15 protein-coding genes are annotated in these 21,422 nt (G+C 59.3%); 11 read left to right on the forward strand and 4 right to left on the reverse strand.

What is annotated here, in order from left to right:
- Window positions 1–12: 12 nt before the first annotated feature.
- From FX984_RS29550 to FX984_RS29580, 6 genes are all read left to right on the forward strand, one after another.
- The gene (locus FX984_RS29550; RefSeq protein WP_146476800.1) at window positions 13–357 is read left to right on the forward strand and encodes a hypothetical protein; all 345 of its coding nucleotides are present in this window, start codon (window positions 13–15) and stop codon (window positions 355–357) included.
- 1,045 nt (window positions 358–1,402) lie between these two features.
- Window positions 1,403–1,909: a sigma-70 family RNA polymerase sigma factor gene (locus FX984_RS29560; RefSeq protein WP_092358685.1), complete on the forward strand. Its 507-nt coding sequence runs from the start codon at window positions 1,403–1,405 to the stop codon at window positions 1,907–1,909.
- The gene (locus tag FX984_RS29565) at window positions 1,906–2,868 is read left to right on the forward strand and encodes a FecR domain-containing protein (RefSeq protein WP_146476799.1); all 963 of its coding nucleotides are present in this window, start codon (window positions 1,906–1,908) and stop codon (window positions 2,866–2,868) included. Before FX984_RS29560 ends, FX984_RS29565 begins: the two co-directional genes overlap by 4 nt.
- Window positions 2,869–2,967: 99 nt before the next feature.
- A complete protein-coding gene (locus FX984_RS29570; RefSeq protein WP_146476798.1) occupies window positions 2,968–5,391 on the forward strand; it encodes a TonB-dependent siderophore receptor in 2,424 nt (807 codons plus the stop codon).
- Between the two features lie 352 nt (window positions 5,392–5,743).
- On the forward strand, window positions 5,744–6,901 hold the full coding sequence (locus tag FX984_RS29575) for an AAA family ATPase (protein ID WP_146476797.1): 1,158 nt from the start codon (window positions 5,744–5,746) through the stop codon (window positions 6,899–6,901).
- 301 nt (window positions 6,902–7,202) lie between these two features.
- Window positions 7,203–9,332 carry a M48 family metallopeptidase gene (locus FX984_RS29580; protein ID WP_108573686.1) on the forward strand — a complete coding sequence of 710 codons (2,130 nt, stop codon included), beginning with the start codon at window positions 7,203–7,205 and terminating at the stop codon, window positions 9,330–9,332.
- A gap of 73 nt (window positions 9,333–9,405) precedes the next feature.
- Here the strand turns inward: FX984_RS29580 and FX984_RS29585 are convergent, their stop codons facing one another.
- Window positions 9,406–10,722, reverse strand: a complete 1,317-nt coding sequence (locus FX984_RS29585; protein ID WP_027605121.1) for an OprD family porin — start codon at window positions 10,720–10,722, stop codon at window positions 9,406–9,408.
- A 408-nt stretch (window positions 10,723–11,130) separates the two neighbouring features.
- On the opposite strand from FX984_RS29585, the gene FX984_RS29590 reads away from it, so the two are divergent.
- Entirely contained in the window at window positions 11,131–13,218 is a 2,088-nt protein-coding gene (locus FX984_RS29590; protein WP_027605122.1) for a TonB-dependent receptor, read from the forward strand.
- Window positions 13,219–13,289: 71 nt separating this feature from the next.
- Here the strand turns inward: FX984_RS29590 and FX984_RS29595 are convergent, their stop codons facing one another.
- From FX984_RS29595 to FX984_RS29605, 3 genes are all read right to left on the reverse strand, one after another.
- Window positions 13,290–13,505 carry a hypothetical protein gene (locus FX984_RS29595; RefSeq protein WP_027605123.1) on the reverse strand — a complete coding sequence of 72 codons (216 nt, stop codon included), beginning with the start codon at window positions 13,503–13,505 and terminating at the stop codon, window positions 13,290–13,292.
- 234 nt (window positions 13,506–13,739) lie between these two features.
- Entirely contained in the window at window positions 13,740–14,846 is a 1,107-nt protein-coding gene (gene aguA, locus FX984_RS29600; RefSeq protein WP_146476796.1) for an agmatine deiminase, read from the reverse strand.
- A 121-nt stretch (window positions 14,847–14,967) separates the two neighbouring features.
- On the reverse strand, window positions 14,968–17,868 hold the full coding sequence (locus FX984_RS29605; protein WP_146476795.1) for an aminotransferase: 2,901 nt from the start codon (window positions 17,866–17,868) through the stop codon (window positions 14,968–14,970).
- Window positions 17,869–18,021: 153 nt separating this feature from the next.
- Here FX984_RS29605 and rfbB point away from each other — a divergent pair, with 153 nt between their 5' ends.
- Genes rfbB through rfbD form a run of 4 tightly spaced genes read left to right on the forward strand, consistent with a single transcriptional unit; the run spans window position 18,022 to window position 21,386 of the window.
- A complete protein-coding gene (rfbB, locus tag FX984_RS29610; RefSeq protein ID WP_098480594.1) occupies window positions 18,022–19,104 on the forward strand; it encodes a dTDP-glucose 4,6-dehydratase in 1,083 nt (360 codons plus the stop codon).
- On the forward strand, window positions 19,101–19,994 hold the full coding sequence (gene rfbA / locus FX984_RS29615; protein ID WP_065925793.1) for a glucose-1-phosphate thymidylyltransferase RfbA: 894 nt from the start codon (window positions 19,101–19,103) through the stop codon (window positions 19,992–19,994). The genes rfbB and rfbA overlap by 4 nt, the downstream gene beginning before the upstream one ends.
- Entirely contained in the window at window positions 19,975–20,520 is a 546-nt protein-coding gene (gene rfbC, locus FX984_RS29620) for a dTDP-4-dehydrorhamnose 3,5-epimerase (protein ID WP_098480596.1), read from the forward strand. The genes rfbA and rfbC overlap by 20 nt, the downstream gene beginning before the upstream one ends.
- A complete protein-coding gene (rfbD, locus tag FX984_RS29625; protein WP_146476794.1) occupies window positions 20,517–21,386 on the forward strand; it encodes a dTDP-4-dehydrorhamnose reductase in 870 nt (289 codons plus the stop codon). The genes rfbC and rfbD overlap by 4 nt, the downstream gene beginning before the upstream one ends.
- Window positions 21,387–21,422: the final 36 nt, after the last annotated feature.

A 21,422-nucleotide genomic window follows, 5' to 3' on the forward strand; every position in this document is an offset into this window, starting at 1 on the left:
GGATACGACGTTATGTTTCCAAACATTTTAAGCGATGAACCGAGCGTAGCCGCCAAATCAATAAGGTTCATCGCTATGAGCAATCTAGACAAAGAAATAGAATTAAAAAATATAATTCTTAGCTCTAAGCATATAGACAGATATCCTTTCTCCGTTTTAAGCGGGGAAGAGTTTATGTGTTACGTAATTGCCTGCTTAACTTGGACAAAAATTGACATCGGTCTCGTAAACGCCCCTCAATTTAAGAGCCGCTTGAACCAAAATATAAAATCAGTACTGGAGCTCCTTTCCTTGAAAGATCAAAGCATTGTAGTTCTTTCTTCACTAGAAGAAGAACTCTGCACAATCATCAAGTAATTTTTATCCCAGCATCAGGCCTGCGAGTAATTTATTTCTGCTCGCTTGGAAAGACCGCCAATAGAAACCCCTATACCTTTTCTTGCAAAAGCATGACTTTTTATTATTACATTTTTAATATACTGCACTGCTACCACTTAATCCTAATCCGCAGGATTCATACTGGCAATAAAATCATGGCGGGTTAAAGGGTATTTTTTGAGATAGCCCCTTAAAAATCCATATGAATCCTTATAAAAAACAAGCCAATATGATGCTATTCGACTCCTGGTGCCGCACCATACAAAACAAAGCCCTCACAGAAATGTGAGGGCTTTGTTGTTTCTGGGTTAATACAACCCAGTCGCTCGCCTGTAAATCCTTCCCCAAACCGACAAACCGCTATTGGTGGCCGACTACCAGCCGAAGCATAACGTCCGCATACCATGTACACAGTGCATACAGAACACGTGTGGAACAACGTTAATGGCAGCCTCTCCCGTTCTATCTTTCTGAGTAAAGCCCGAACTTTTCAGCGAGTTGGATCAACTGGCGCGGGCGACCGACCGAGATCGTCAATACCACCCTGCAGCGGGCTTTGAGCCGCTACGTGACCGCTGAGTGCTGGCATTTAAAGCCGTGCAGAAAGACATTGCAGATACTGATGCCGGCAACGCCACTGATTGGGAATTGAGGGAGGCAGCCGTCTTCCACATTCTCAACAGCCTGGGAATGCTGGAGCGTTCCCTCATGCAGGGAAAGCGTCTCCAGTACTCGATTGCCGGGAGCTGGTTATCACTGCGTATCCGTATCGAGCGACCTCTAGTTTGCAAGGTGACCGCGAAGCGCACCACAGCACCAAGCCCCGTAACTCGGGGCTTGGTGCTATTTGGCGTTTGAATGAATATCGGCAACTGCAAGAAAACAAACCCGGCCAGGGTAATTAAAAGGCCGTCAGGAATATGGACGGAGAATTCCACCCCATCAAACAGGTGTAAACACTGTACAACCATGCGCCCGATCAATACGATGAGAAGCATTATCATTCACGCAGTGCGAGCCTCACATGCAGGATGCCAGCCCAACATCGTCCGTCGAACAGTTGTACGAGAATCATCACGGCTGGCTGCAGGGCTGGCTGAACCGGCGGTTGGGGCACAGTGCCGACGCCGAGGATCTGGCCCACGACACGTTCATCCGTGTGCTGCGCGCCCCCCAGCAGGTGTGCGAGTTGCGCCAGCCCATGGCGTTTCTCGCGGCGATTGCCAATGGACTGCTGGTCAATCGCTGGCGCCGCCAGGAGATCGAGCGGGCTTATCTTGAAGCGTTGGCTGCTCGGCCCGAAGGGGGGGAATCGTCACCCGAGGACCGGTATCTGGTGATCGAAACCTTGTTGCAACTCGACTCGCTGTTGATTGGCCTCTCTGAGCGCATACGGCAGATTTTCTTCATGTCTCAGCTCGACGGCCTGACGTATCCGCAGATCGCTGCGCAGTTGGGTTTGACTGTGGCTCAAGTGCAACGGGCCATGGGCAAGGCATTCAGTGTGTGCTATGCGAGCCGTTTCGAATGAGGGCCGAGATTAATCCGCAGGTGCGCGATATCGCCATTGATTGGCTGGTCAGGACGCAGTCCGGGCTTATGAGTGCGCCTGATCTGGAAGCATTGCAGTGTTGGCGCGAGGCGAGCGATGAGCATGAACAGGCCTGGCAACGTGTCGCCAGCTTGCCGCTGTTGCAGCAGCCCGGAGCGAATCTTTTGCGCGACGCCACCGCGCGCAGGGCACTGGCGTCGGCTGGGCCGGACATGCAGAAACGTCGGCAGTTGCTCAAGCGCCTGTTGGTCCTTGGTGCGGTTGGCACAGTTGCCTGGCAAGGCGCGGGTTCCACGCCAGTGCGCGCCGCGCTGGCGAACCACCGCACAGGAACAGGCGAGCGTCGCCAGTGGACCCTGGTGGATGGCAGCTCGCTATGGCTGAACACGGCCAGTGCGGTGAACCTGGATTTTAATGACCAGGTGCGGCGCATCCAGATGATAGAGGGCGAGCTGGCCTTGAATGTGCGAACAGAATCGCGCCCGCTGCAGTTGATCACGCCGGACGCGATCCTGCAGAGCCGCGATGCGCAGTTGCAAGTGCGCCATGACCGGCAGGGCACGCAGGTCACCGTCATGGGCGGCCAGGTGCAGGTGCACTCACGCGGCCAGCCAACGTCCTCTTCACTTGAGGCCGGATGGCAGGCACGGGTGGACCGCCTGGGTATCGGCGTACCGAGCCGCCCCGACCTGCTGGTCGCCCAGGCCTGGCTGCGCGGGATTCTGCCGGCGGATCGCCTGCGCCTGGATGCCTTGGTGGCGGAACTCTCGCGTTATCGTCCCGGTGTTTTACGTTGTCACGAGCAGGTCTCAGGGTTACGCCTCACAGGCAGCTTTTCGCTGGATGACACCGACGCAGCCTTGACCCTGGTAGCGCGCACGCTGCCGGTGCGTATCGAGCGCATGACGCGGTATTGGGTCTCGATCGTGCCGGCCTGAAATATTTTTTTCCGCTGCACGATAGTTTTTTCGTACTCGCTTGGCCTATAGGGATCACCCACCCGCCAGAGGTGGGTCTTGACCCCTTAGGAGCCCCGTATGACTTCACCTTCCCGCGCCCTGCGTGCCCGTACGCTTGGACTGTTGTTGCTCAGCGTGCAACCGCTTTGCAGCCTTCCAGTCTTTGCCGCGGGTAGTTCGCAGCATTACAGCATCGACGCTGGCCCCCTGGATTCTGCGCTGTCACGTTTCGGCGCACAGGCGGGGATTACCATGGCGGGCAGCTCAACGCTGACGGCCGGCAAGAAAACCCAGGGGCTGCAAGGCGATTTCAGTACTGAGGCCGGCCTGACGCAGCTCTTGCTCGGCTCGGGGCTGACCTATGAGCGCCAGGACGACGGTAGCCTGCTGCTGGTACCGAGCAACGGCGACGTGTTGGAGTTAGCGCCGACTGCGATCAGTGGCACCGCATACGACACCTCGTTGGGCCGCAACGATGGCCTGGTCGCCAGCCGGACCATGAGTGCCAACAAGACCGATACGTCGATCATGGAAACGCCGCAATCGATCAGCGTGGTCACCCGTAAGCAGATCGATGCCCAGCAGCCACAAAGCATCGGGCAGGTGCTGCGCTACACCGCCGGGGTCAATGGTGAAGCCAACGGTGTCGATACCCGGCGCGACACGATTAGTATTCGTGGCTTTGACGCGACGACTGGCGGTGGTATCTATCGCGATGGCCTGCGCCAGTACAGCTTTGCCAACCAGAGCCGTGCCGTGGGTGAAGTCTATGGACTGGAGCGCGTGGAGGTACTGCGCGGGCCATCGTCAGTGCTCTACGGTCAAAGCTCACCGGGCGGCATGGTCAACGTGATCAGCAAGCGTCCCACCGATGAGCCGCTGCATGAACTGGTGGCGCAGGCAGGCAGTTTTGATCGCAAGCAATTGGCTGCGGATTTCGGCGGGCCGCTTAGCGATGACGGCGTCTTGACATATCGCCTCACCGGGCTGTGGCGAGACAGCGGTACGCAAATCGACTACGCCCGTGATGACCGTCAATTCATCGCCCCGGCAATCAGTTGGCGCCCCTCGGACGACACCTCGCTGACGGTGCTGGCGTCCTTTCAAAAAGACCGCAATGTGCTGGGCTACTACGCGTTGCCACGGGTCGGCACCCTCGATAGCTCGCGTTACGGACGGATCGCTACGGACCGTTTTGTCGGCGACCCTGACTTCGACAAGTACGATGTAGAACAGTGGTCACTGGGGTATCAGTTTGAACATCACCTCAATGATATCTGGACATTCCGCCAGAACGCCCGTTACAGCCGTTCCTACCAGGAACAGCGCACGATTTACCAGTACGGCCTGGACGACGACCAGCGCACCGTGGGCCGCTTCGGTTATCTGGGCCACGAAAAGGTGAAGAATGCCCTTCTCGATAACCACTTCCAGGCCCAGTGGAACGCCGGCCGTTTCGAACATACAACGCTGGTCGGTATCGATTTGCAACACGCCAGTACCAACCAGTTGGGGGGTGGCAACGTGGTTGATCCGCTGGATGTGTATGCGCCGGTCTATCACCAGGATTACAGCGACCTGGACGCTTTTTACGACATCAACCAGCGTCGTCAGCTAGACCAGGCGGGTGTGTATCTCTCGGAACAGCTCAAGTTCGACGAACATTGGGTCTTCAACCTGGGCGGTCGCCAAGACTGGGCACGCTCGAAAACGGTCCATTACGCCACCGATACGGCGGCAGACCTCAAGCAGCGCGATCACGCCTTCACGTGGCGGACCGGTGTGATGTACCTGGCAGACAACGGCCTGGCGCCCTACGCGAGCTATTCCGAGTCGTTTTTCCCTAACATCACGGCGGTGGCGCGTGACGGCAGTGCGTTCGAACCCGAAACCGGTCGCCAGTATGAAGTCGGGATCAAATTCCAACCCAAGGGCAGTGACAGCTACGTGACCGTCTCGCTGTTCGACCTGACGCGGCAAAACGTACTGACTGCCGATCCTGCCAACAATCGTTTCTCGGTGGCGACCGGAGAAATCCAGTCGCGCGGTATCGAACTGGAAAGCAAGGCGCAGGTGTCCGATGCGCTGGAGTTGATGGCCAACTACAGCTATTCACACCTTGAAATTACCCGCAGCAATACGGCCGATGAGAAAGGCAATCAACCTGGCAATACCCCTGAACAACTGGCCTCGCTCTGGTCGCAATACACCATTCAGGGCGGCGCGCTATCGGGCTTGGCGATAGGGGGAGGAGTACGCTATGTCGGCAAGAGCTATATCGACTCGCAAAACAGCGAAGGCATTCCCCACTACACGCTGTTTGACGCCAGCCTGAGCTACGACCTGGGCAAGCTGTCTTCATCCTATGCAGGGGCGAAGCTGGCGCTCAATGCGTCCAACCTGACCGACGAAACCTATGTCTCCCAGTGTGGTTACACCGGCGACAGCTGCAAATACGGGTATCGCCGAAATGTGACCGGATCGGTGAGTTACAACTGGTAAGCACCCCCTTGGCGACCGGATCGGCACGTAGCGCAATTGCCAGACAAAACCGCTTTCGTACTCGATATTTCAACAGCGTCGGCCGATAGAGGGCGTTGACAGCGGACTGCTTTCGGCAGCCTGCTGCCACGGCAGCTTTTGGCGGATTCCTGCCTATTCTCTACGGAAGGGATGATCGACAACGTTCGAATTCAGGAGGTTTACCATATATTCATCCTCGATCATCCCCTCCACGCCTCACCTCCCCTCCTGTTGAATCACCTCTTTTCGCGCCAAAGCTCCGGATTTCATCCTTTATGCTAAATTATGTATTGGCAATAATTATGGCGTATCCATAAAAAGGGATAATTGCATGAGCAGCATATTTCAGCGCCCTGAACTGGCTGAATCGATGGCAAACCAGCTTCTCAATCCAGGCGTATTAGATGAAGGTCTACGCTCAGGTCTTTTTCTGTCTGGCCTGCGCCGTACAGGTAAAACGACCTTCCTGCGCAACGACCTTATCCCAGCCCTGGAAGCAGCAGGCGCCCTGGTGATTTACGTCGACCTATGGAGCGATACGCTGGCCAACCCGGCAACGCTCGTGCACAACGCCATCCACAAGACCCTGAAAGAACTGCAAACGCCGGGCTCTTCAATCCTGGAAATGCTCAAGCGAGTCAGCAATGTCGATCTGGGCGCAGCAGGATTCAAGTTCGGTTTCAAACTCGACAGCATCGGCAACGCCGACGGCCCCACATTGGCGCAAGCACTCGCAGAGGTCGTCGACCAAGCGAAGACCGATCTCGTGCTGATCATCGACGAGGTGCAACATGCCATTTCCTCCGACGATGGCAACCAACTGCTCCTGGCCCTCAAGGCTGCTCGTGATGCAATCAACCCGCGCCCGAATACGCCGGGCTACTTCCTCTTTATCGGCACAGGCTCCCACAGAGCCCAGGTAAGCGAGCTGACCGCCAAACGCAACCAAGCGTTTTCCGGCGCGACATCGGCCGCGTATCCACTGCTAAAGGGTGACTACGTTGAATTCCTGCTCAACCGACTGGCAATGACGGTGAAGAAGGAAAAGCTCCCCTCACTTGAAGCCGCTGTCGAAGCCTTCAATACCCTGGGCAATCGACCTGAGGAAATGCTCAAGGCATTGCGTCAGCTACTGCAACAGGGCGGTGATCCTGATCTTTTCCTCCCCGTGATTGCCAGCACCTTACGCTCAGCGGCGGCAAGTATTGAGCTTGAAAAAGTCGAACAGCTGGGCAGCCTGGCTCAGGCGATTTTCAACAAGATCGCGGCTACGGAAGGCGATGCTCGGGGGATTTTCTCTACCGATGCAGCTGCGGAATATTCAAAGACGGTAGGTCGCGAAGTGCGGGTTGAAGAGATTCAACCCGTAGTGATTGCGCTGGTGGCGGAGAACATCATCATGCGGCGAGGGCATGGGATTTATGCGATTACGGATCAGTTTGTTCAGGAGATTTGGTTGGAGGAGCGTGCGTTGATTGAGGGGCGGTAGGGACAAGCAATAAATTTTCCACCTTAGTCACATGCTTGGACTTTGTAGGTCCGCTATTGATGATGTGGTGAAGGTGTTGGAGTCGCCTGGGAATACCGGGCTGTAAGTAGGGCTGTGAAGCGGCCCCAAAACCAGGCCCTTAGTAAAATCTCAGTGCCTTTATTGGGGCTGCTGCGCAGCCCGGCGCGGGGCAAGCCCGCTCACCACAGAGTTGTGTGCCCGCATTTGAGGGTGGTGTAGATACCCAGGGGCGTTTTTTTCGGTATAAACCTGAACATCCCTGCGTCGTGAACGGACTCCCATGAACGCCCTCAAACTGATCTGCCTCCTCATCGTTTTCCCGCTGCTGCTGGCCGCCCTCGGTGGCTGGGAGCGTCAGCGTGCTGACGAAACCACCACGGCGCTGGTCGATTACCACGTCACGGTGACTACCGCTAAACAGCAACTCCAAGCGCTGGCGGCGAAGGAGCCGACGGCGATGGTCGCCCTGGTCGATGAAAAAATCAGCGTGCAAACGGCCCTCTCGCGTCTGGAAAAAATCGAAGCCGAGCTGCCCATTGCCCACCGCGTGAACCGTGCGATGCGGGTCCTGGCGCCGTGGGTGATGGGCTTGGGTCTGTCGGCGGCGTTGATTGGTGCGGCTGCATTGGCGGGTACGTACTGGGCCGGGCGGCGGGCACGGCACTCACGGGAGAGGTTATTGCAGGCGTTCTCCCTGGGCAGCCGCCTGTTGCCCTATGTGCTGGTGGGCCATGTGGTGGCGGTGGCGGCGGCCGTCGCGTTGGCGTTGAGTTTCGAAGGCTTGGGGATGTGGCATATCGGCCGGCTGGGCAGTGGCGAAGTCAAGCTGATGGCGGTGCTGGGGGTGATCGCGGCGTTCTGTGTGTATTCGATCTGGCAGTTGCTCAGACAGCTGCGCCCTATGCTGGGGATGTTCAAGCCCGAGCCGCTGGAGATGTTCGGCCAGGTGGTGACGCCCGTGCAGGCTCCAGGGTTGTGGCGCCATGTGGACGAATTGGCGGAGAGGCTCGGCGCGCTGCCACCGGACCACATCGTGGTGAGCCTGGCCCAGGGCTTTTACGTGACCTCCAGCGCGGCCACTGTGCAACCGGCGAATACTTTGCTGCAGGGGCGCACCTTGCATGTGCCGTTGCTGTATCTGGGCCTGCTGAGCCGTGAAGAAATCAGCGCGGTGATCGGCCATGAGCTGGCGCACTTTGTGGGGCAGGACACGGAATACAGCCTGCGCTTTTTACCGATCTACGATGGGGTCAATCGCAGCCTCGAAGCGCTATTGAACACGATGCTGACCAGCGATTTTATCCAGGGACGGCTGATGCGGCCGTCGTTCATGTTCGGTGTGTTTTTCATGCAGCGCTTTGATGACGCGGTGAACCACTGGAGCCGTGAGCGTGAATTGCTGGCGGACGCTGCCGGCGCGCAGTTGGCGGGCCCTGCGGCGGCGGCTTCGGCGTTGTTGCGGGTGTCGGTGGTGCAGCCGCACGTTGAGGATGCCTTGTTGGCGTTGTGTGAAGCAGGCGCGGCTACCGATCTGCCCGACGCCGTATTCGCGAGCTTGCGTGAGTGTGAATTGCAACCATCAGCCGAAGCCCTGGAGATTCATCAACCCCATCCCACCGACTCCCACCCCTCCAATGGCGAACGCCTGCAGGCGCTGCACGTGCCACTGGACGATACCCTGCGCAGCGCCACCCGCGAGGTGGATAGCGACGTAGCGAATGCGCAGATGGATGCCTATTTCAGTGCCCCCCAGGCAGTGCGCGAGCAGCTGTCTCGCGACGTGATGGACGTGGCGGTGTCGGAGAACAGCGCGCACACCCAGCTGCTGGAAACCTTGGCCGCTTCGGCCGAGGGTGAGCGCAGCCTGCATGAAGGCGGCCAGTGGCGCGGGGTGCTGATGGCGGTGTCGGGCCTGCCCTTTGTGCTGGCGGCCCTGTTTATCCTGAGTCGAGTCTGGCTCGCCCCGGAGCGTTTGAAAGGCACGCCGCTGTCGGCAGTCGGCGCGGGCGCGTGCCTGGGCCTTATCGGGCTGGGCCTGCTGTGGCTGGGCATCCGTCGATTCAAGCGCGCGCCGCAGACCGCGTTGCGCCTGACACCGGAGCATTTTGTGTTCAATAACCTGGCGCAACCGCTGCCCATCGAACATATCGAGGAGATCACGTTGCAGTTTGTCCAGGGCATCTGGGTAACCGTTCAACTGACGCCCGAGGCGCCGTTACCGGCAATGCGCAAGACCGCGTTCGGTGTACCCGGCGTGCGGGTCAACAAGAAGAAACGCCAGGTGCTGCTGCTGATGGCACAGCTGTGTATCGACAATAAAAAGATCGAACCTTATGAGGGGTTGTCCTTGATGCTCGACTACAAGAATGCGGCGTTGGCGCGCAAGATTTTGCAGAGCCGCGAGGACTGATGCACACCCATAAAAAAACCCCGAACCAGTCGGGGTTTTTTATTGCCTGGAATCAGGCGCGAGGTGCGATCACTTAGAAAACGTTGATCGGATAGTCGGCGAACAGACGGATTTCGTTACCGCCTACGTTGTACTTGTCGGCATTGCTGGAAACGCGCAACCAGGACGCACGAGCACGCAGGCTCAGGTCTTTGGCCGGGCCGCTTTGGACGACGTATTTGAACTGGTTGAAGATCTCGCGCTCGGTGCCATTGCCACGGTTGGAACCGTCGTCAATGTTGGTGCCGCGCACGTAGGCCACGTTGTAGGTCAGGCCAGGCACGCCGAAGGTGCTGAAGTCCAGGCCGTAGCCGGCTTGCCAGGAGCGCTCGTCCTTGCCGTTGAAGTCGGACCAGTAGGAGTTGGCCAGCAGGATGGTGTTGCCGCCGTCGCCGATGCCGCCAGCGTTGCGGTAGCCGCCGTACAGGTAGCCGGTGTCGCCCGTGCTGCGCTGGTGAGCGACGGTGAAGCTGTGGGGGCCGACAGCCCATGTGGCGCCCAGGCTCCAGATCTTGTTGTCGCGAGCGTCTTCGCTGCCTTGGTTTTCCAGGGCGAAGCTCTTGTCCAGCTTGGTCTTGTAGCCATTGAAGTCAAAGGTCAGCGACTGTTTCTCTGGCAGGGCCAGCACGTAGTTGACGTTGACGTATTGCTTCTTCAGCACGTCTTGCATGTCGGAGGCGTACAGCGCGGCCGACAGGTTTTCGGTGAATTTGTAGCTGCCACCGACGTAGTCGATGCTTTTCAGACGGCCGCTGTCGGTACCTTCGGCGCTCTTGCGAGCTTCCTTGGTGAAGTGACCGGCGTCGAGTTGCAGGCCGGCGATCTCTTTGGAGACGATCGACGTACCCGTGAACGTTTCGGACAGCAGACGGGAGTTGTCGTAGGCCAGGACCGGAACGTTAGGGAACTGATCACCGTACTTGAGCACCGTGTTGGAGACGCGGAACTTGACCGCTGCGCCGCCTTTGGCCAGGTCGTGTGGTGCCGAGCCAGGGTTTGCCGAGCCATCTGGGTTGGTGGTGCCATTACCCTGCTTGAAGAAGTCGATCCCCCCCGCGCCGGCGCGACCTTGGCCACCGTCCAGACGGATAGCATATTGGCCAATCACGTCCACACCCACACCGACGGTGCCTTGGGTGAAGCCGGACTCGAACTTGCCGATGAAGCCTTGGCCCCATTCGGCTTTGTCTTGCTTGCCGTTTTTGTAGTCGCGGCTGATGTAGGCGTTACGGGCTGCGATGTTCAGGTGGCTGTCTTCAACGAAACCCTTGGATTGCTCCTGGTCGTTTGCCATTGCTGTCGATGCGCTCAAAATCCCCAGAGCGATCAGACTCATCCGTTGCTTCAACATTTTTTGTATTCCTTATTACGGGTTGAGTACGCGCGATGACACCAGGCTCCATGTCGCTTTTCTGGTGTCGACTTTTCCGAAAAAAGAAGGCCCGCGGACGACTGAACATGCCGCGGGCCTTTTCTTATTGGATGAGTCATGGCTGTTAGCCACAGGCGTTGGGCGCAATCCTAGTCGCGCGTTGAACTATGTGTCAATTTCGTGAATCGTCTGTATTTAGGCGAAATAATTCTAAGCAAAGGCCTACTGCCTTTCTGAAAACGACCAGATTCTGTCTTTAACGACCCACGAAACACATCTCGTAACATATTTCAAAGCCGATACGTTTGATAATGGATAACGCACGCAAATGCAAAGCATTACCATTAGCGTGCTTTTTCCTGCCAAACCCTTTGGATGCATTCCACCATGCCTGCCCTTCGCCTGACGCCCATGACCCTTGGGCTTTCTGTTCTGCTGTCTGCCGGTTTTGCCTGTGCCGCCACCACCTTGCCCGAAACCTCGATCAGCGCCGAAGCTGACGAAGACGACCCGCGCGTCAAGGAAACCAGCACCGCGACCCGCACCGCCACACCGGTACGGTATGTGCCCCAGGCCATCGACTCGGTGAAGACCGAAAGCCTGCGCGCCTACGGCACCAACGACCTGGGCCAGGCCTTGAGCGGCATCCCCAACGTCAGCAGCGGCGCCGACACGCGCTTCGACAGTCTGCGCATCCGTGGCTTCGACGCGAGCAACGACTTCTACCTCGATGGCATTCGCGACGACAGCCAGTACGTGCGCGACCTGCACAACATCGAGCGCATCGAAGTGCTCAAAGGCCCGGCAGCCGTGCTTTACGGGCGAGGCGGCCAGGGCGGGATCGTCAACCGCGTGAGCAAACTGCCAACGGCCGGGCGCAAGTCGAGCATCGAGGCCCAGGGCGGCAGCAACGATTTGCGCAGTGTGTATGCCGACCTGAGCACCGACCCCACCGACAACATCAGCCTGCGCCTGAACATGGGCAACCAGGACAACAACAGCTTCCGCGACGGCGTCAGCGGCAATCGCCAACTGTTCGCACCGTCCATGAGCTGGCAGCTCACACCGGATCTGAACTGGCTGGTGCAATACGAATACAGCCGCTACAACCGCACGCCGGATCGCGGCATCCCCGGCGTCAACGGCCGCCCCGCCGACGTCAGTCGCAGCACCACCTACGGCGACAGCCGCGATTACATCGACGACAAGACCCAGTCCCTGCGCTCCAAGCTGGCCTACGAACTCAACGACAACTGGCAACTGCGCCAGACCCTCGGCGTGTTCAAGCTCGACAGCGATTTCGACAACACCTACCAGACCGCCTATGTTGCCTCGACCAATCGGGTGACGCGCCAACGCTGGCAGCAAGACCTGACCACCCTCAACGTCTTCAACAACGTCGAGCTGGAAGGAGGCTTCAGCACCTTCGGCCTGGAACACCGCCTGCTCACCGGCGTGGAGCTGGGCAGCCAGCGCCGCGATCCAAAGCTGTACACCGCCACTGCTGTGAACCGCGGTGGCCAGGCCGTGCCAGCCCTGGACCTCAACCAGCCCAACCGTCGCCTGAGCCACACCGGGCGCATGAGCGTATCGAGTAACAACCACACCGAAGTCGAAAGCCGCGCCCTGTATGTGCAAGACCAACTGCGTCTGAACGACCAGTGGCAAGTGCTGGCCGGCCTGCGTTACGACCGTTTCGAAGTGGACACCAAAAACAAACTGCTCAATACCCGACAAGACGTCAAAAGCCACAGCACCAGCCCGCGCTTTGGCCTGGTGTGGACGCCCCTGGAACACCACTCGTTCTATGCCTCGTGGAGCAAGACCTTCTCACCGGCCGGTGGCGGCCTGATCGGCATCACCCCGAACGCCGCCGGCAGCGTCAACGACCTGAGCCCCGAGCTGACCAAGCAAAAAGAGATCGGCGTAAAAAGCGACTGGCTCGACGATCGCCTGAGCACCACCCTGGCGGTGTACGAACTGGAACTCTACAACCGCCGCACCAGCGACCCGCTGGACCGCACCATTACCCTGCTCAGCGGCCTGCAGCGCTCGCGCGGCGTGGAGCTGACAGCCACCGGCAAGATCGTCGGCAACTGGTCTGTACGCGGTGGTGTCGGCCTGCAGGATGCCAAGGTCGAGAAGGACAACAACGGCTTTGAAGGCAAGCGCGTCAGCGACGTGGCCAAGCGCAATGCAAGCCTGTTCATCACCTGGAAACCGGAGATGGGCTGGTACGCGGAAACCGGTTTGACCCTGGTCGGCGACCGTTATGCCGACAGCCTCAACACCGTGGTGCTGCCGGGTTATGGCAGTTGGGACGCGTTGGTCGGGTTCCGGCAGAAAGAATGGGATGTGCGCGCGGCGCTGAACAATATCGCCGACAAGACCTACTACGAATCGGCGACCAGTGTGGCGCAGATTCAGCCGGGCGAGCCGCGTAACCTGGTGGTGACGGGCACTTATAGCTTCTAAACGTAAACCCCCTTCTTATCGCAGCTGCCGAGCGCAAGCGAGGCAGCTGCGATGAAGCCAAGGCTATTTCGTTAGTTACTCATCAACTCGCACAACGCGTGCATTTCAGCCTCGCTGAACAACCCCACCGGGTAGCGTTCACTCATCACACTGCGCAAATCCGGCTGCTGCCTGGCTTGTCGCGAGCCGTTTTCCTTCAACCAGAGCCCCAGCGCATGGATCGCGTCACCGTCAACCCGCGAAGGGTGGAAGGTGCGCGTGTACATCGGGTTGATATTGGCATTCATTTCGGCGCTCTCTCCTGCTGCGTGAGCGGCTAACTTACTTAAGGTTTATGACAGAACTGTGCGGTCATCACCCTGGGACACTGGGGCAACACCGATACAAGAGCTATGCCAATGTCGCGTGTTTATAGGTGGGCGGACACAAAAAAGCCCACGACCGTGCTGGGCCGTGGGCTTGCTGTAGAGACCGAAACCGAGGGACGCCCGGTTGCCGGAAAGGCGTTGTTACAACTGCACTCAGTTTTTATGCGGGGCCGGCTGTTGTTGGGTCAGGCAATGGATATTACCGCCACCCAGTAACAGTTCACGGCCCGGCACCATCACCACTTCGTGCTGCGGGAACAGGTCCTGCAGGATAGCCTTGGCTTCAGCGTCCAACGGGTCGTCGAAACTTGGCGCGATGATGCCGCCGTTGACGATCAGGAAGTTGACGTAGGAACCCGCCAACCGCACGGTCGGATTGCGTTCCTGTGTGCCGTCCACCGGGTCGACCCCTGCGCACTCTTCCTCAGTGGCATACAACGGCCCCGGGATCGGCATTTTATGCACTGTGAACGAGCGCCCCTGGGCGTCGGTGCTGCTTTGCAGGACAGCCATGGCGGCGTGGCAACGTGTGTAGTTCGGGTCTTGCGGGTCGTCGGTCCAGGCCAGCAATACTTCACCTGGGCGCACGTAGCAGCAGAAGTTATCCACATGACCGTCGGTTTCGTCGTTGAACAGGCCGTCCGGCAGCCAGATGATCTTATCCACAGCCAGGTTGGCGCTGAGCACCGCTTCGATTTCGGCACGGTCGAGGTGCGGATTACGGTTGCGATTGAGCAGGCATTCCTCGGTGGTAATCAGGGTGCCTTCGCCGTCGACGTGGATCGAACCGCCTTCCAGCACGAAGCCCTCTGTGCGGTAACGCGGCGCGCGCTCGATTTCGAGGATCTTGCCGCCCACCTGCGAGTCGCGGTTCCACGGCGAGTACAGGCCACCGTCAAAACCGCCCCAGGCGTTGAAATCCCAGTTCACGCCGCGCACTTCGCCACGGTCGTTGATCACGAACGTCGGGCCGGTATCGCGCACCCAGGCGTCATCGCTGGACATTTCCACCACACGGATATTCGGCACGTCCAGGCGGGCGCGGGCGTTTTCATACTGGCCGGCAGAAACCGCCACGGTCACCGGCTCAAACCGTGCGATGGCCTTGGCCACCGCCACGTGAGCCGCCTGCGCGGGCTTGCCGCCCAGGCGCCAGTTGTCCGGGCGCTCCGGCCACACCATCCAGGTTTGGGTCTGTGGCGCCCATTCGGCGGGCATATGGAAGCCATCGGCGCGGGGGGTGCTGTGCAGGGTGGTCATGGCGATCAGGACTCCGAATGGGGTAAAGGCCGACTTTATAACGGATAAAAATCGGCTTTAAAAGCGAACAAACAGCCCGGATGAAAAATATGACAGCTAATCACCGATAACAATCGATTATTTACAGTTGCTCATCCAGCACCTTCGACAGCATGTCGACAAAGAAGTCCACGCTACGTTTGGAGGTCACCATCGGCGGCTTGATCTTGAGGATGTTCAAATAATCGCCAGTCGGCTGCATGAAAATCCCCAGCTCCCGCAATCGATCACACAACAGGGTGGTCTCTTCGGTGGCGGGCTCCAGGGTTTGCCGGTCACGCACCAACTCCAGGCCCAGATAGAAACCGGAACCGTGAACCGCGCCTACCAGGGGATGACGGTCGATCAGTGCTTCCAGCCGCGCCTTGAAATGCCCGCCGACCACCTGGGCGTTTTCCCACAATTTTTCTTCTTCCATCACATCCAGCACCGCCATGCCGATCCGGCAACTCACCGGGCTGCCCCCCGACGATGAGAAGAAATACCCCTCGGCCTCCAATGCCTCGGCGATCTCGCGACGGGTGATCACCGCGCCAAGTGGCTGACCATTGCCCATGCCCTTGGCCATGGTGATGATGTCGGGCACCACGCCCTGCTCTTCGAAGCCCCAGAAAAAGTGCCCCATGCGGCCGTAGCCCACCTGCACTTCATCGGCGATGCACACGCCGCCTCGGGCACGCACCAACCCGTACACCTGCTGCAAGTAACCCGGCGGCAGGGAGATGCCGCCGGCGTTGCCGTACACCGGTTCACAGATAAACCCGGCCAGTTGGCGCTTGCTCGCAGCGACTTTCGCCAGGTTATGTTCCACGCTTCGTACGTAGTCCGGCGCACTGTCCTGCCCGCGGAATTCACCGCGATAGGTGTTCGGCGCGGTAACCGGGTGGACCCACTCCGGGCGGCTGCTCAGGGCCTGGGGATTGTCCGCAATCGAGGTGGACACCGCATCCGCCGCCACCGACCAGCCGTGATAGGCCTCCAGCACACTGAGCATGTCGCGCCCACCGCTGTAGGCCCAGGCCAGGCGGATGGCCAGGTCGTTGGCCTCGGTGCCGCTGTTGACCAGGAACACCCGATCCATGCCCGCCGGCGCCAGCGCCAGCAAGCGCTCGGAAAACTCGGCAATGGCGGCATAGTGAAACCGCGAGTTGGTATTGAGCAGCGACCATTGCCGCGCCGCCACCGCCGCCATGCGCGGGTGGCCGTGACCCAGTACGGCGACGTTATTGAGCATGTCCAGGTAGGAACGGCCCTGCATATCGATCAGGTGGTTGCGCCAGCCGCGCTCGATGCGTGGCGGGTCGACGTAATAGTGCTTCTGCGAGCGGGCGAAACTGGCATCACGCCGGGCCAGCAGGGCATGGGGGTCGAGTTCCGGTTCGGCATCGCAGGCCAGTCCCAGTAACCCCGCAGGCGAGGGGCACAAGGCTTGCCAGGCCAAGGCCCGGGACGGTGTACAAAACAGCGGCGGTTCGAGGTCGGCACGGCACAGTTGCACGGTCAGCGGCCCATGGACCTCACCGAGAACCTGCCCCTCCACCAGCAATGAACCATGCTTCAACCGGGTGTCCACGCCCCACAACCGCACGCTCAGCTCCACCCCTTGCACGCTCACAAGGCCATCGGCGTCCTGATGCAGCGTTCCGGCAAAAGGCGCCTCCAACACCGTGCCCTGGGGCAGATGCAGCTCTACGTGGAGGGGGAAAGTCTGCGGTTCGGTGGCACTGTCCGGGCAGGTACGCGACAGCCGATATTGGCCATAACGACTTGCCGCCAGCCCATGCACCGCCGCCGCCTGATCCAGCAGTTGCCGATCAATGCCGGCCAGTTCCCAGTTGCCGGCTTCGAAATGCGGGCTGAGCACACCCAGGTCGATCAGCGCGAACTCACGCCCCACCAGGCCCGGTAACAAAGGCGCGAAGTCCTGGCTGGCAATCGAAGGCAGCGTCTCACCGACACTGCCGAGAATCGCAGCCTCCATCAGTTCAAACGGCACCGACGTCGCCACATGGAAAATTTCCCACTCGTGTTCGGCGTTTTTCAACAGGTAAGTGTTGTCCGGATCCAGGCGTTGCTGCTGTTCGCTGCTTAGTACCAACACTGCCGCACGGGCGACGATCAGTGGCCACAACGCCTGCAATTCCTCGCGTTGCAACGGGGTCACGGCATGGCAGGCCCGGACCGCCGGCAGGATGGCAAACGGGTCGCCCTCGGCATGGTGCAACAGGGCCGCACAGGTCACCGACAGGTCGGCAATCCGCCAGGTGTGCACCAGGTCGCCGAAATCGATGACGCCTTGCAGTTGCCAGTGCCGTTGCGCATCGCGCTGCCACACCACGTTGTCATCGGTGATGTCCATGTGCACCGCTTGCCAGGGCAGGCGGTCGGCCAGGGGGCGAATGCGCTGTTCAACCTGCTCGGCCACCTGTTCCAGTGCGGCGCGGTGGGGCAGGTTTTCCAGGGTGGCCAACAGATAGGTGATCAGTTCCCGGGCATAGCGTGGGTCCCATTGCAGGGTACGGTCCAATCCAGGGTGGGAGAAATCCGCCAGCGCGCGGCTCATGCGCCCGCACAGGTCGCCGAAGCCTGCGATCACGTCGCGCCCCAAATGCGGCAGATGGGTCAACGGCTGGCCGTCGATATAGTCCAGCAGCCGCAGGTGCAGGGGCTGGCCATCGACCGTCACGCTCAGCAGCTCTTCACCGCCCAGGGCCTTGATGACCTTGGGCACCCGCACGGCCTGCAGGGTGTCGAGGGCCGCGTGCTGGGCCTGCAGCTCAATCGCCGCATAGTCGCCCCGGCAGATTTTCAGAACAAACCGACCGCGGGCACTGTCGATTTTGTAATTGAGGTCTTGCTGGCTGCCCAGTGATTGCAGGGTGCCCGTGAGGCCGTAGTGCTGCTCGAGCAATTGCGCTGCCTGGTCGGGGCCTACTTGCGGGCAGGGTAGATTGGCGCGATGGATCAACGTAGCAAGCAGCATGGGCGTGGCCTCGTTTTTTTCAGGGGTGTATATCGCCATTGTTCAGGTGAGTTAGGCAACCCCCCTACGCATACCGCGCTTGCGCCTATCTTCCGCACAACTCAAGCTATGCTTCATTCGCTTAATGTCCGTCTAAGGAAAAGGCCCTCCGACATGCGCATTCTCATCACCGGCGGCGCTGGATTTATCGGCTCCGCCCTGATCCGCCATCTGATTCAAAACACCGAACACGAAGTGCTCAATCTGGACAAACTTACGTATGCAGGCAATCTGGAATCACTGACCAGCATTGCGTCTAACAGCCGCTATGAGTTCGTACAGGCCGATATCATTGACCAGGCCAGCGTCAGCGCCGTGCTGACGCGCTTCGAGCCACAGGCAATCATGCACTTGGCCGCAGAATCCCATGTCGATCGTTCGATTGACGGGCCGTCGGATTTTATCCAGACCAATATCGTCGGCACCTACAGCCTGCTGGAGGCCACCCGCGCGTACTGGCACACGCTGGCGGAGCCCTCCAAGAGCGCTTTCCGTTTCCATCACATCTCCACCGATGAGGTGTACGGCGACCTGCACGGCGTTGACGATCTTTTCACCGAAACCACGCCTTACGCGCCCAGTTCACCTTACTCCGCGAGCAAGGCGGCGTCCGACCACCTGGTGCGTGCCTGGCAACGCACCTACGGCCTGCCGGTATTGCTGACCAATTGTTCGAACAACTACGGCCCTTTCCACTTCCCCGAGAAGTTGATCCCGCTGGTCATCCTCAACGCGCTCGCGGGCAAGCCATTACCGGTCTATGGTAATGGTTTGCAGGTGCGCGACTGGCTGTTCGTCGAGGACCATGCCCGCGCACTTCTGAAAGTGGTAACTGAAGGTGTGGTCGGCGAGACCTACAATATCGGCGGCCACAATGAGCAAAAAAACATCGACGTGGTACGAGGCATCTGCGGCCTGCTGGAAGAATTGGCACCGCAACGTCCGGCCGGTTTGGAAAAATTTACCGACCTGATCACGTTCGTCAAAGATCGACCAGGCCACGATCAGCGCTATGCAATCGACGCCAGCAAGATCGAACGCGAACTGGGCTGGGTCCCGGAAGAAACGTTCGAGACCGGCCTGCGCAAGACCGTACAGTGGTACCTCGACAACCTGGAATGGTGCCGCAGGGTACAGGACGGCAGTTATCAGGGTGAACGATTGGGCAACACCGACATGAAGGATCTGATTGCATGATGAAGGGAATCGTATTGGCAGGAGGCTCAGGCACTCGCTTGCACCCCATTACCCTGGGCGTGTCCAAGCAGCTGCTGCCAGTGTATGACAAGCCGATGATCTATTACCCGATCTCGGTGCTGATGCTGGCAGGAATCAAAGACATCCTCGTGATTTCCACGCCAGTGGACTTGCCGCAGTATCGTAACTTGCTGGGCGATGGCAGCCAGTTCGGCGTGCGCTTCACCTATGCCGAGCAGCCGTCGCCGGATGGCTTGGCCCAGGCATTTATCATTGGCGAAGAATTTATCGGTAATGACCCGGTATGCCTGATCCTGGGTGACAACATTTTCCACGGCCAATATTTCGGCGAACAGTTGCGGACTGCAGCCAGGCGTCCTTCCGGCGCGACGGTATTTGGTTATTGGGTAAAAGACCCAGAACGATTTGGCGTGATCGACTTCGACAAGGATGGTCGCGCCCTGTCGATTGAAGAGAAACCACTGAAGCCAAAGTCCCCCTATGCCGTAACCGGCCTTTATTTCTACGACAACGACGTGATCGAGATCGCCAAAGCCGTGAAACCTTCACATCGTGGCGAGCTTGAGATTACCGACGTCAACAACGCCTATCTCAAGCGCGGCGACCTGCATGTGGAACGTTTCGGGCGCGGATTCGCTTGGCTCGATACAGGCACCCACGACAGCCTGTTGGAAGCTTCGCTCTACGTGCAGACCATCGAGCATCGCCAGGGCCTGAAAGTAGCCTGCCTGGAAGAAATTGCTTACCAGAACCGCTGGATTGACCGTGAATACTTGCTGGAGCGGGCCAAATATTTTGGCAAGACCGGCTACGGTCAATACTTGTTCACCCTCGCAGGGGATAATCCATATGAATGTATCCGCCACTGAGTTGCCCGGGGTATTGATCATCGAGCCGAAGGTTTTTGGCGATGAACGCGGTTTTTTCTATGAGAGTTTCAATGCCCGGGACTTTGCGCAAGCAACCGGGCTGCAGCAAGAGTTTGTTCAGGACAACCACTCGCGCTCACAAAGAGGCGTGTTGCGCGGCCTGCATTACCAAGTGGAACACGCTCAGGGCAAATTGGTGCGAGTGACTGCCGGTGAGGTGTTAGACGTCGCAGTGGATATACGTCAGAGCTCACCTGCATTTGGCAAATGGGCCAGCGTTCGGCTATCGACCGACAACAGTCGCCAACTGTGGATTCCTCCGGGGTTCGCCCATGGTTTTGTGGTGCTCAGCGACTACGCCGAATTCCTCTACAAGACGACTGATTACTACACACCCTCTGCAGAGCGCTGCATCCGCTGGGACGATCCGGACCTCAATATCGACTGGCAATTGACGGGGCCTCCAACCTTGTCTTCCAAGGACCAGAGCGGCAAAAGTCTGAAAGACGCCGATCTGTTCCCATGAAAATCCTGATCACCGGCCAACATGGCCAAGTCTCCCAGGCACTGCAACAGCAGCTCCAGGGCCTGGGCGAACTGATTGTCCTCGGCCGCGAGCACCTCGATCTGGCCGACGCCAAGCACATCCGCCAGCAGGTGCGCGCCCACCGCCCCGACCTGATCATCAGCGCCGCCGCCCACACGGCTGTGGATCAGGCCGAAAGCGAACCGGACCTCGCCTTCGCCATCAACGCCACCGCCCCCGGAATTCTCGCCGAGGAAGCCAAGGCCCTGGGCAGCCCGTTGATCCACTACTCCACCGACTACGTGTTCGACGGCAGCAAGCCTGGGCCCTACACCGAAGCAGACACGCCCAACCCCTTGGGCGTCTACGGCCAGAGCAAACTGGCGGGTGAACAGGCGATTGCCGCAGTGGGAGGCCAGTACCTGATCCTGCGCACCAGCTGGGTCTACTCCAACCACGGCAAGAACTTCCTGCTGACCATGCAACGCCTGCTGCAAGAAAAACCCCACCTGCGCATCGTCGCCGACCAGATCGGCGCGCCGACGTGGGCCGTGACCATTGCCGCCAGTACGCGCGCCCTGATCGAACGCTGGCAGGCGGGCAAGGCCGGGGAATGGGGCATCTACCACCTGACCGCCGAGGGTGAAACCTCGTGGTTCGGCTTTGCCCAGGCGATCGGCGAGCACCTGCGCGCCAGTGGCCGCGCGTGTGCCGAACTGGAGGCGATCCCGTCCAGCGCCTACCCGACGCCCGCCCGGCGCCCGCTGAACTCACGCCTCGATTGCAGCCACCTGCGCCTGCAATGGCGCGTCAGTCAGCCCTTGTGGCAAGACGCATTGCGCGAGTGTCTTGCCGGGCAGCACTAGGCATAATGCGCCTGTACCCACAGGCGCACGACTCCC

Origin of the sequence: Pseudomonas marginalis (assembly GCF_008692035.1) — a bacterium.
In the GTDB taxonomy this organism is placed as follows: Bacteria; Pseudomonadota; Gammaproteobacteria; order Pseudomonadales; family Pseudomonadaceae; genus Aquipseudomonas; species Aquipseudomonas marginalis.

What these genes read in the sequence shown, in the direction of transcription:
- FX984_RS29550 (WP_146476800.1), top strand. Translation starts at nt 13, where the DNA reads ATGTTTCCAAACATTTTAAGCGATGAACCGAGCGTAGCCGCCAAATCA.
- FX984_RS29560 (WP_092358685.1), top strand. Translation starts at nt 1,403, where the DNA reads ATGCAGGATGCCAGCCCAACATCGTCCGTCGAACAGTTGTACGAGAAT.
- FX984_RS29565 (WP_146476799.1), top strand. Translation starts at nt 1,906, where the DNA reads ATGAGGGCCGAGATTAATCCGCAGGTGCGCGATATCGCCATTGATTGG.
- FX984_RS29570 (WP_146476798.1), top strand. Translation starts at nt 2,968, where the DNA reads ATGACTTCACCTTCCCGCGCCCTGCGTGCCCGTACGCTTGGACTGTTG.
- FX984_RS29575 (WP_146476797.1), top strand. Translation starts at nt 5,744, where the DNA reads ATGAGCAGCATATTTCAGCGCCCTGAACTGGCTGAATCGATGGCAAAC.
- FX984_RS29580 (WP_108573686.1), top strand. Translation starts at nt 7,203, where the DNA reads ATGAACGCCCTCAAACTGATCTGCCTCCTCATCGTTTTCCCGCTGCTG.
- FX984_RS29585 (WP_027605121.1), bottom strand. Translation starts at nt 10,722, where the DNA reads ATGTTGAAGCAACGGATGAGTCTGATCGCTCTGGGGATTTTGAGCGCA.
- FX984_RS29590 (WP_027605122.1), top strand. Translation starts at nt 11,131, where the DNA reads ATGCCTGCCCTTCGCCTGACGCCCATGACCCTTGGGCTTTCTGTTCTG.
- FX984_RS29595 (WP_027605123.1), bottom strand. Translation starts at nt 13,505, where the DNA reads ATGAATGCCAATATCAACCCGATGTACACGCGCACCTTCCACCCTTCG.
- aguA (WP_146476796.1), bottom strand. Translation starts at nt 14,846, where the DNA reads ATGACCACCCTGCACAGCACCCCCCGCGCCGATGGCTTCCATATGCCC.
- FX984_RS29605 (WP_146476795.1), bottom strand. Translation starts at nt 17,868, where the DNA reads ATGCTGCTTGCTACGTTGATCCATCGCGCCAATCTACCCTGCCCGCAA.
- rfbB (WP_098480594.1), top strand. Translation starts at nt 18,022, where the DNA reads ATGCGCATTCTCATCACCGGCGGCGCTGGATTTATCGGCTCCGCCCTG.
- rfbA (WP_065925793.1), top strand. Translation starts at nt 19,101, where the DNA reads ATGATGAAGGGAATCGTATTGGCAGGAGGCTCAGGCACTCGCTTGCAC.
- rfbC (WP_098480596.1), top strand. Translation starts at nt 19,975, where the DNA reads ATGAATGTATCCGCCACTGAGTTGCCCGGGGTATTGATCATCGAGCCG.
- rfbD (WP_146476794.1), top strand. Translation starts at nt 20,517, where the DNA reads ATGAAAATCCTGATCACCGGCCAACATGGCCAAGTCTCCCAGGCACTG.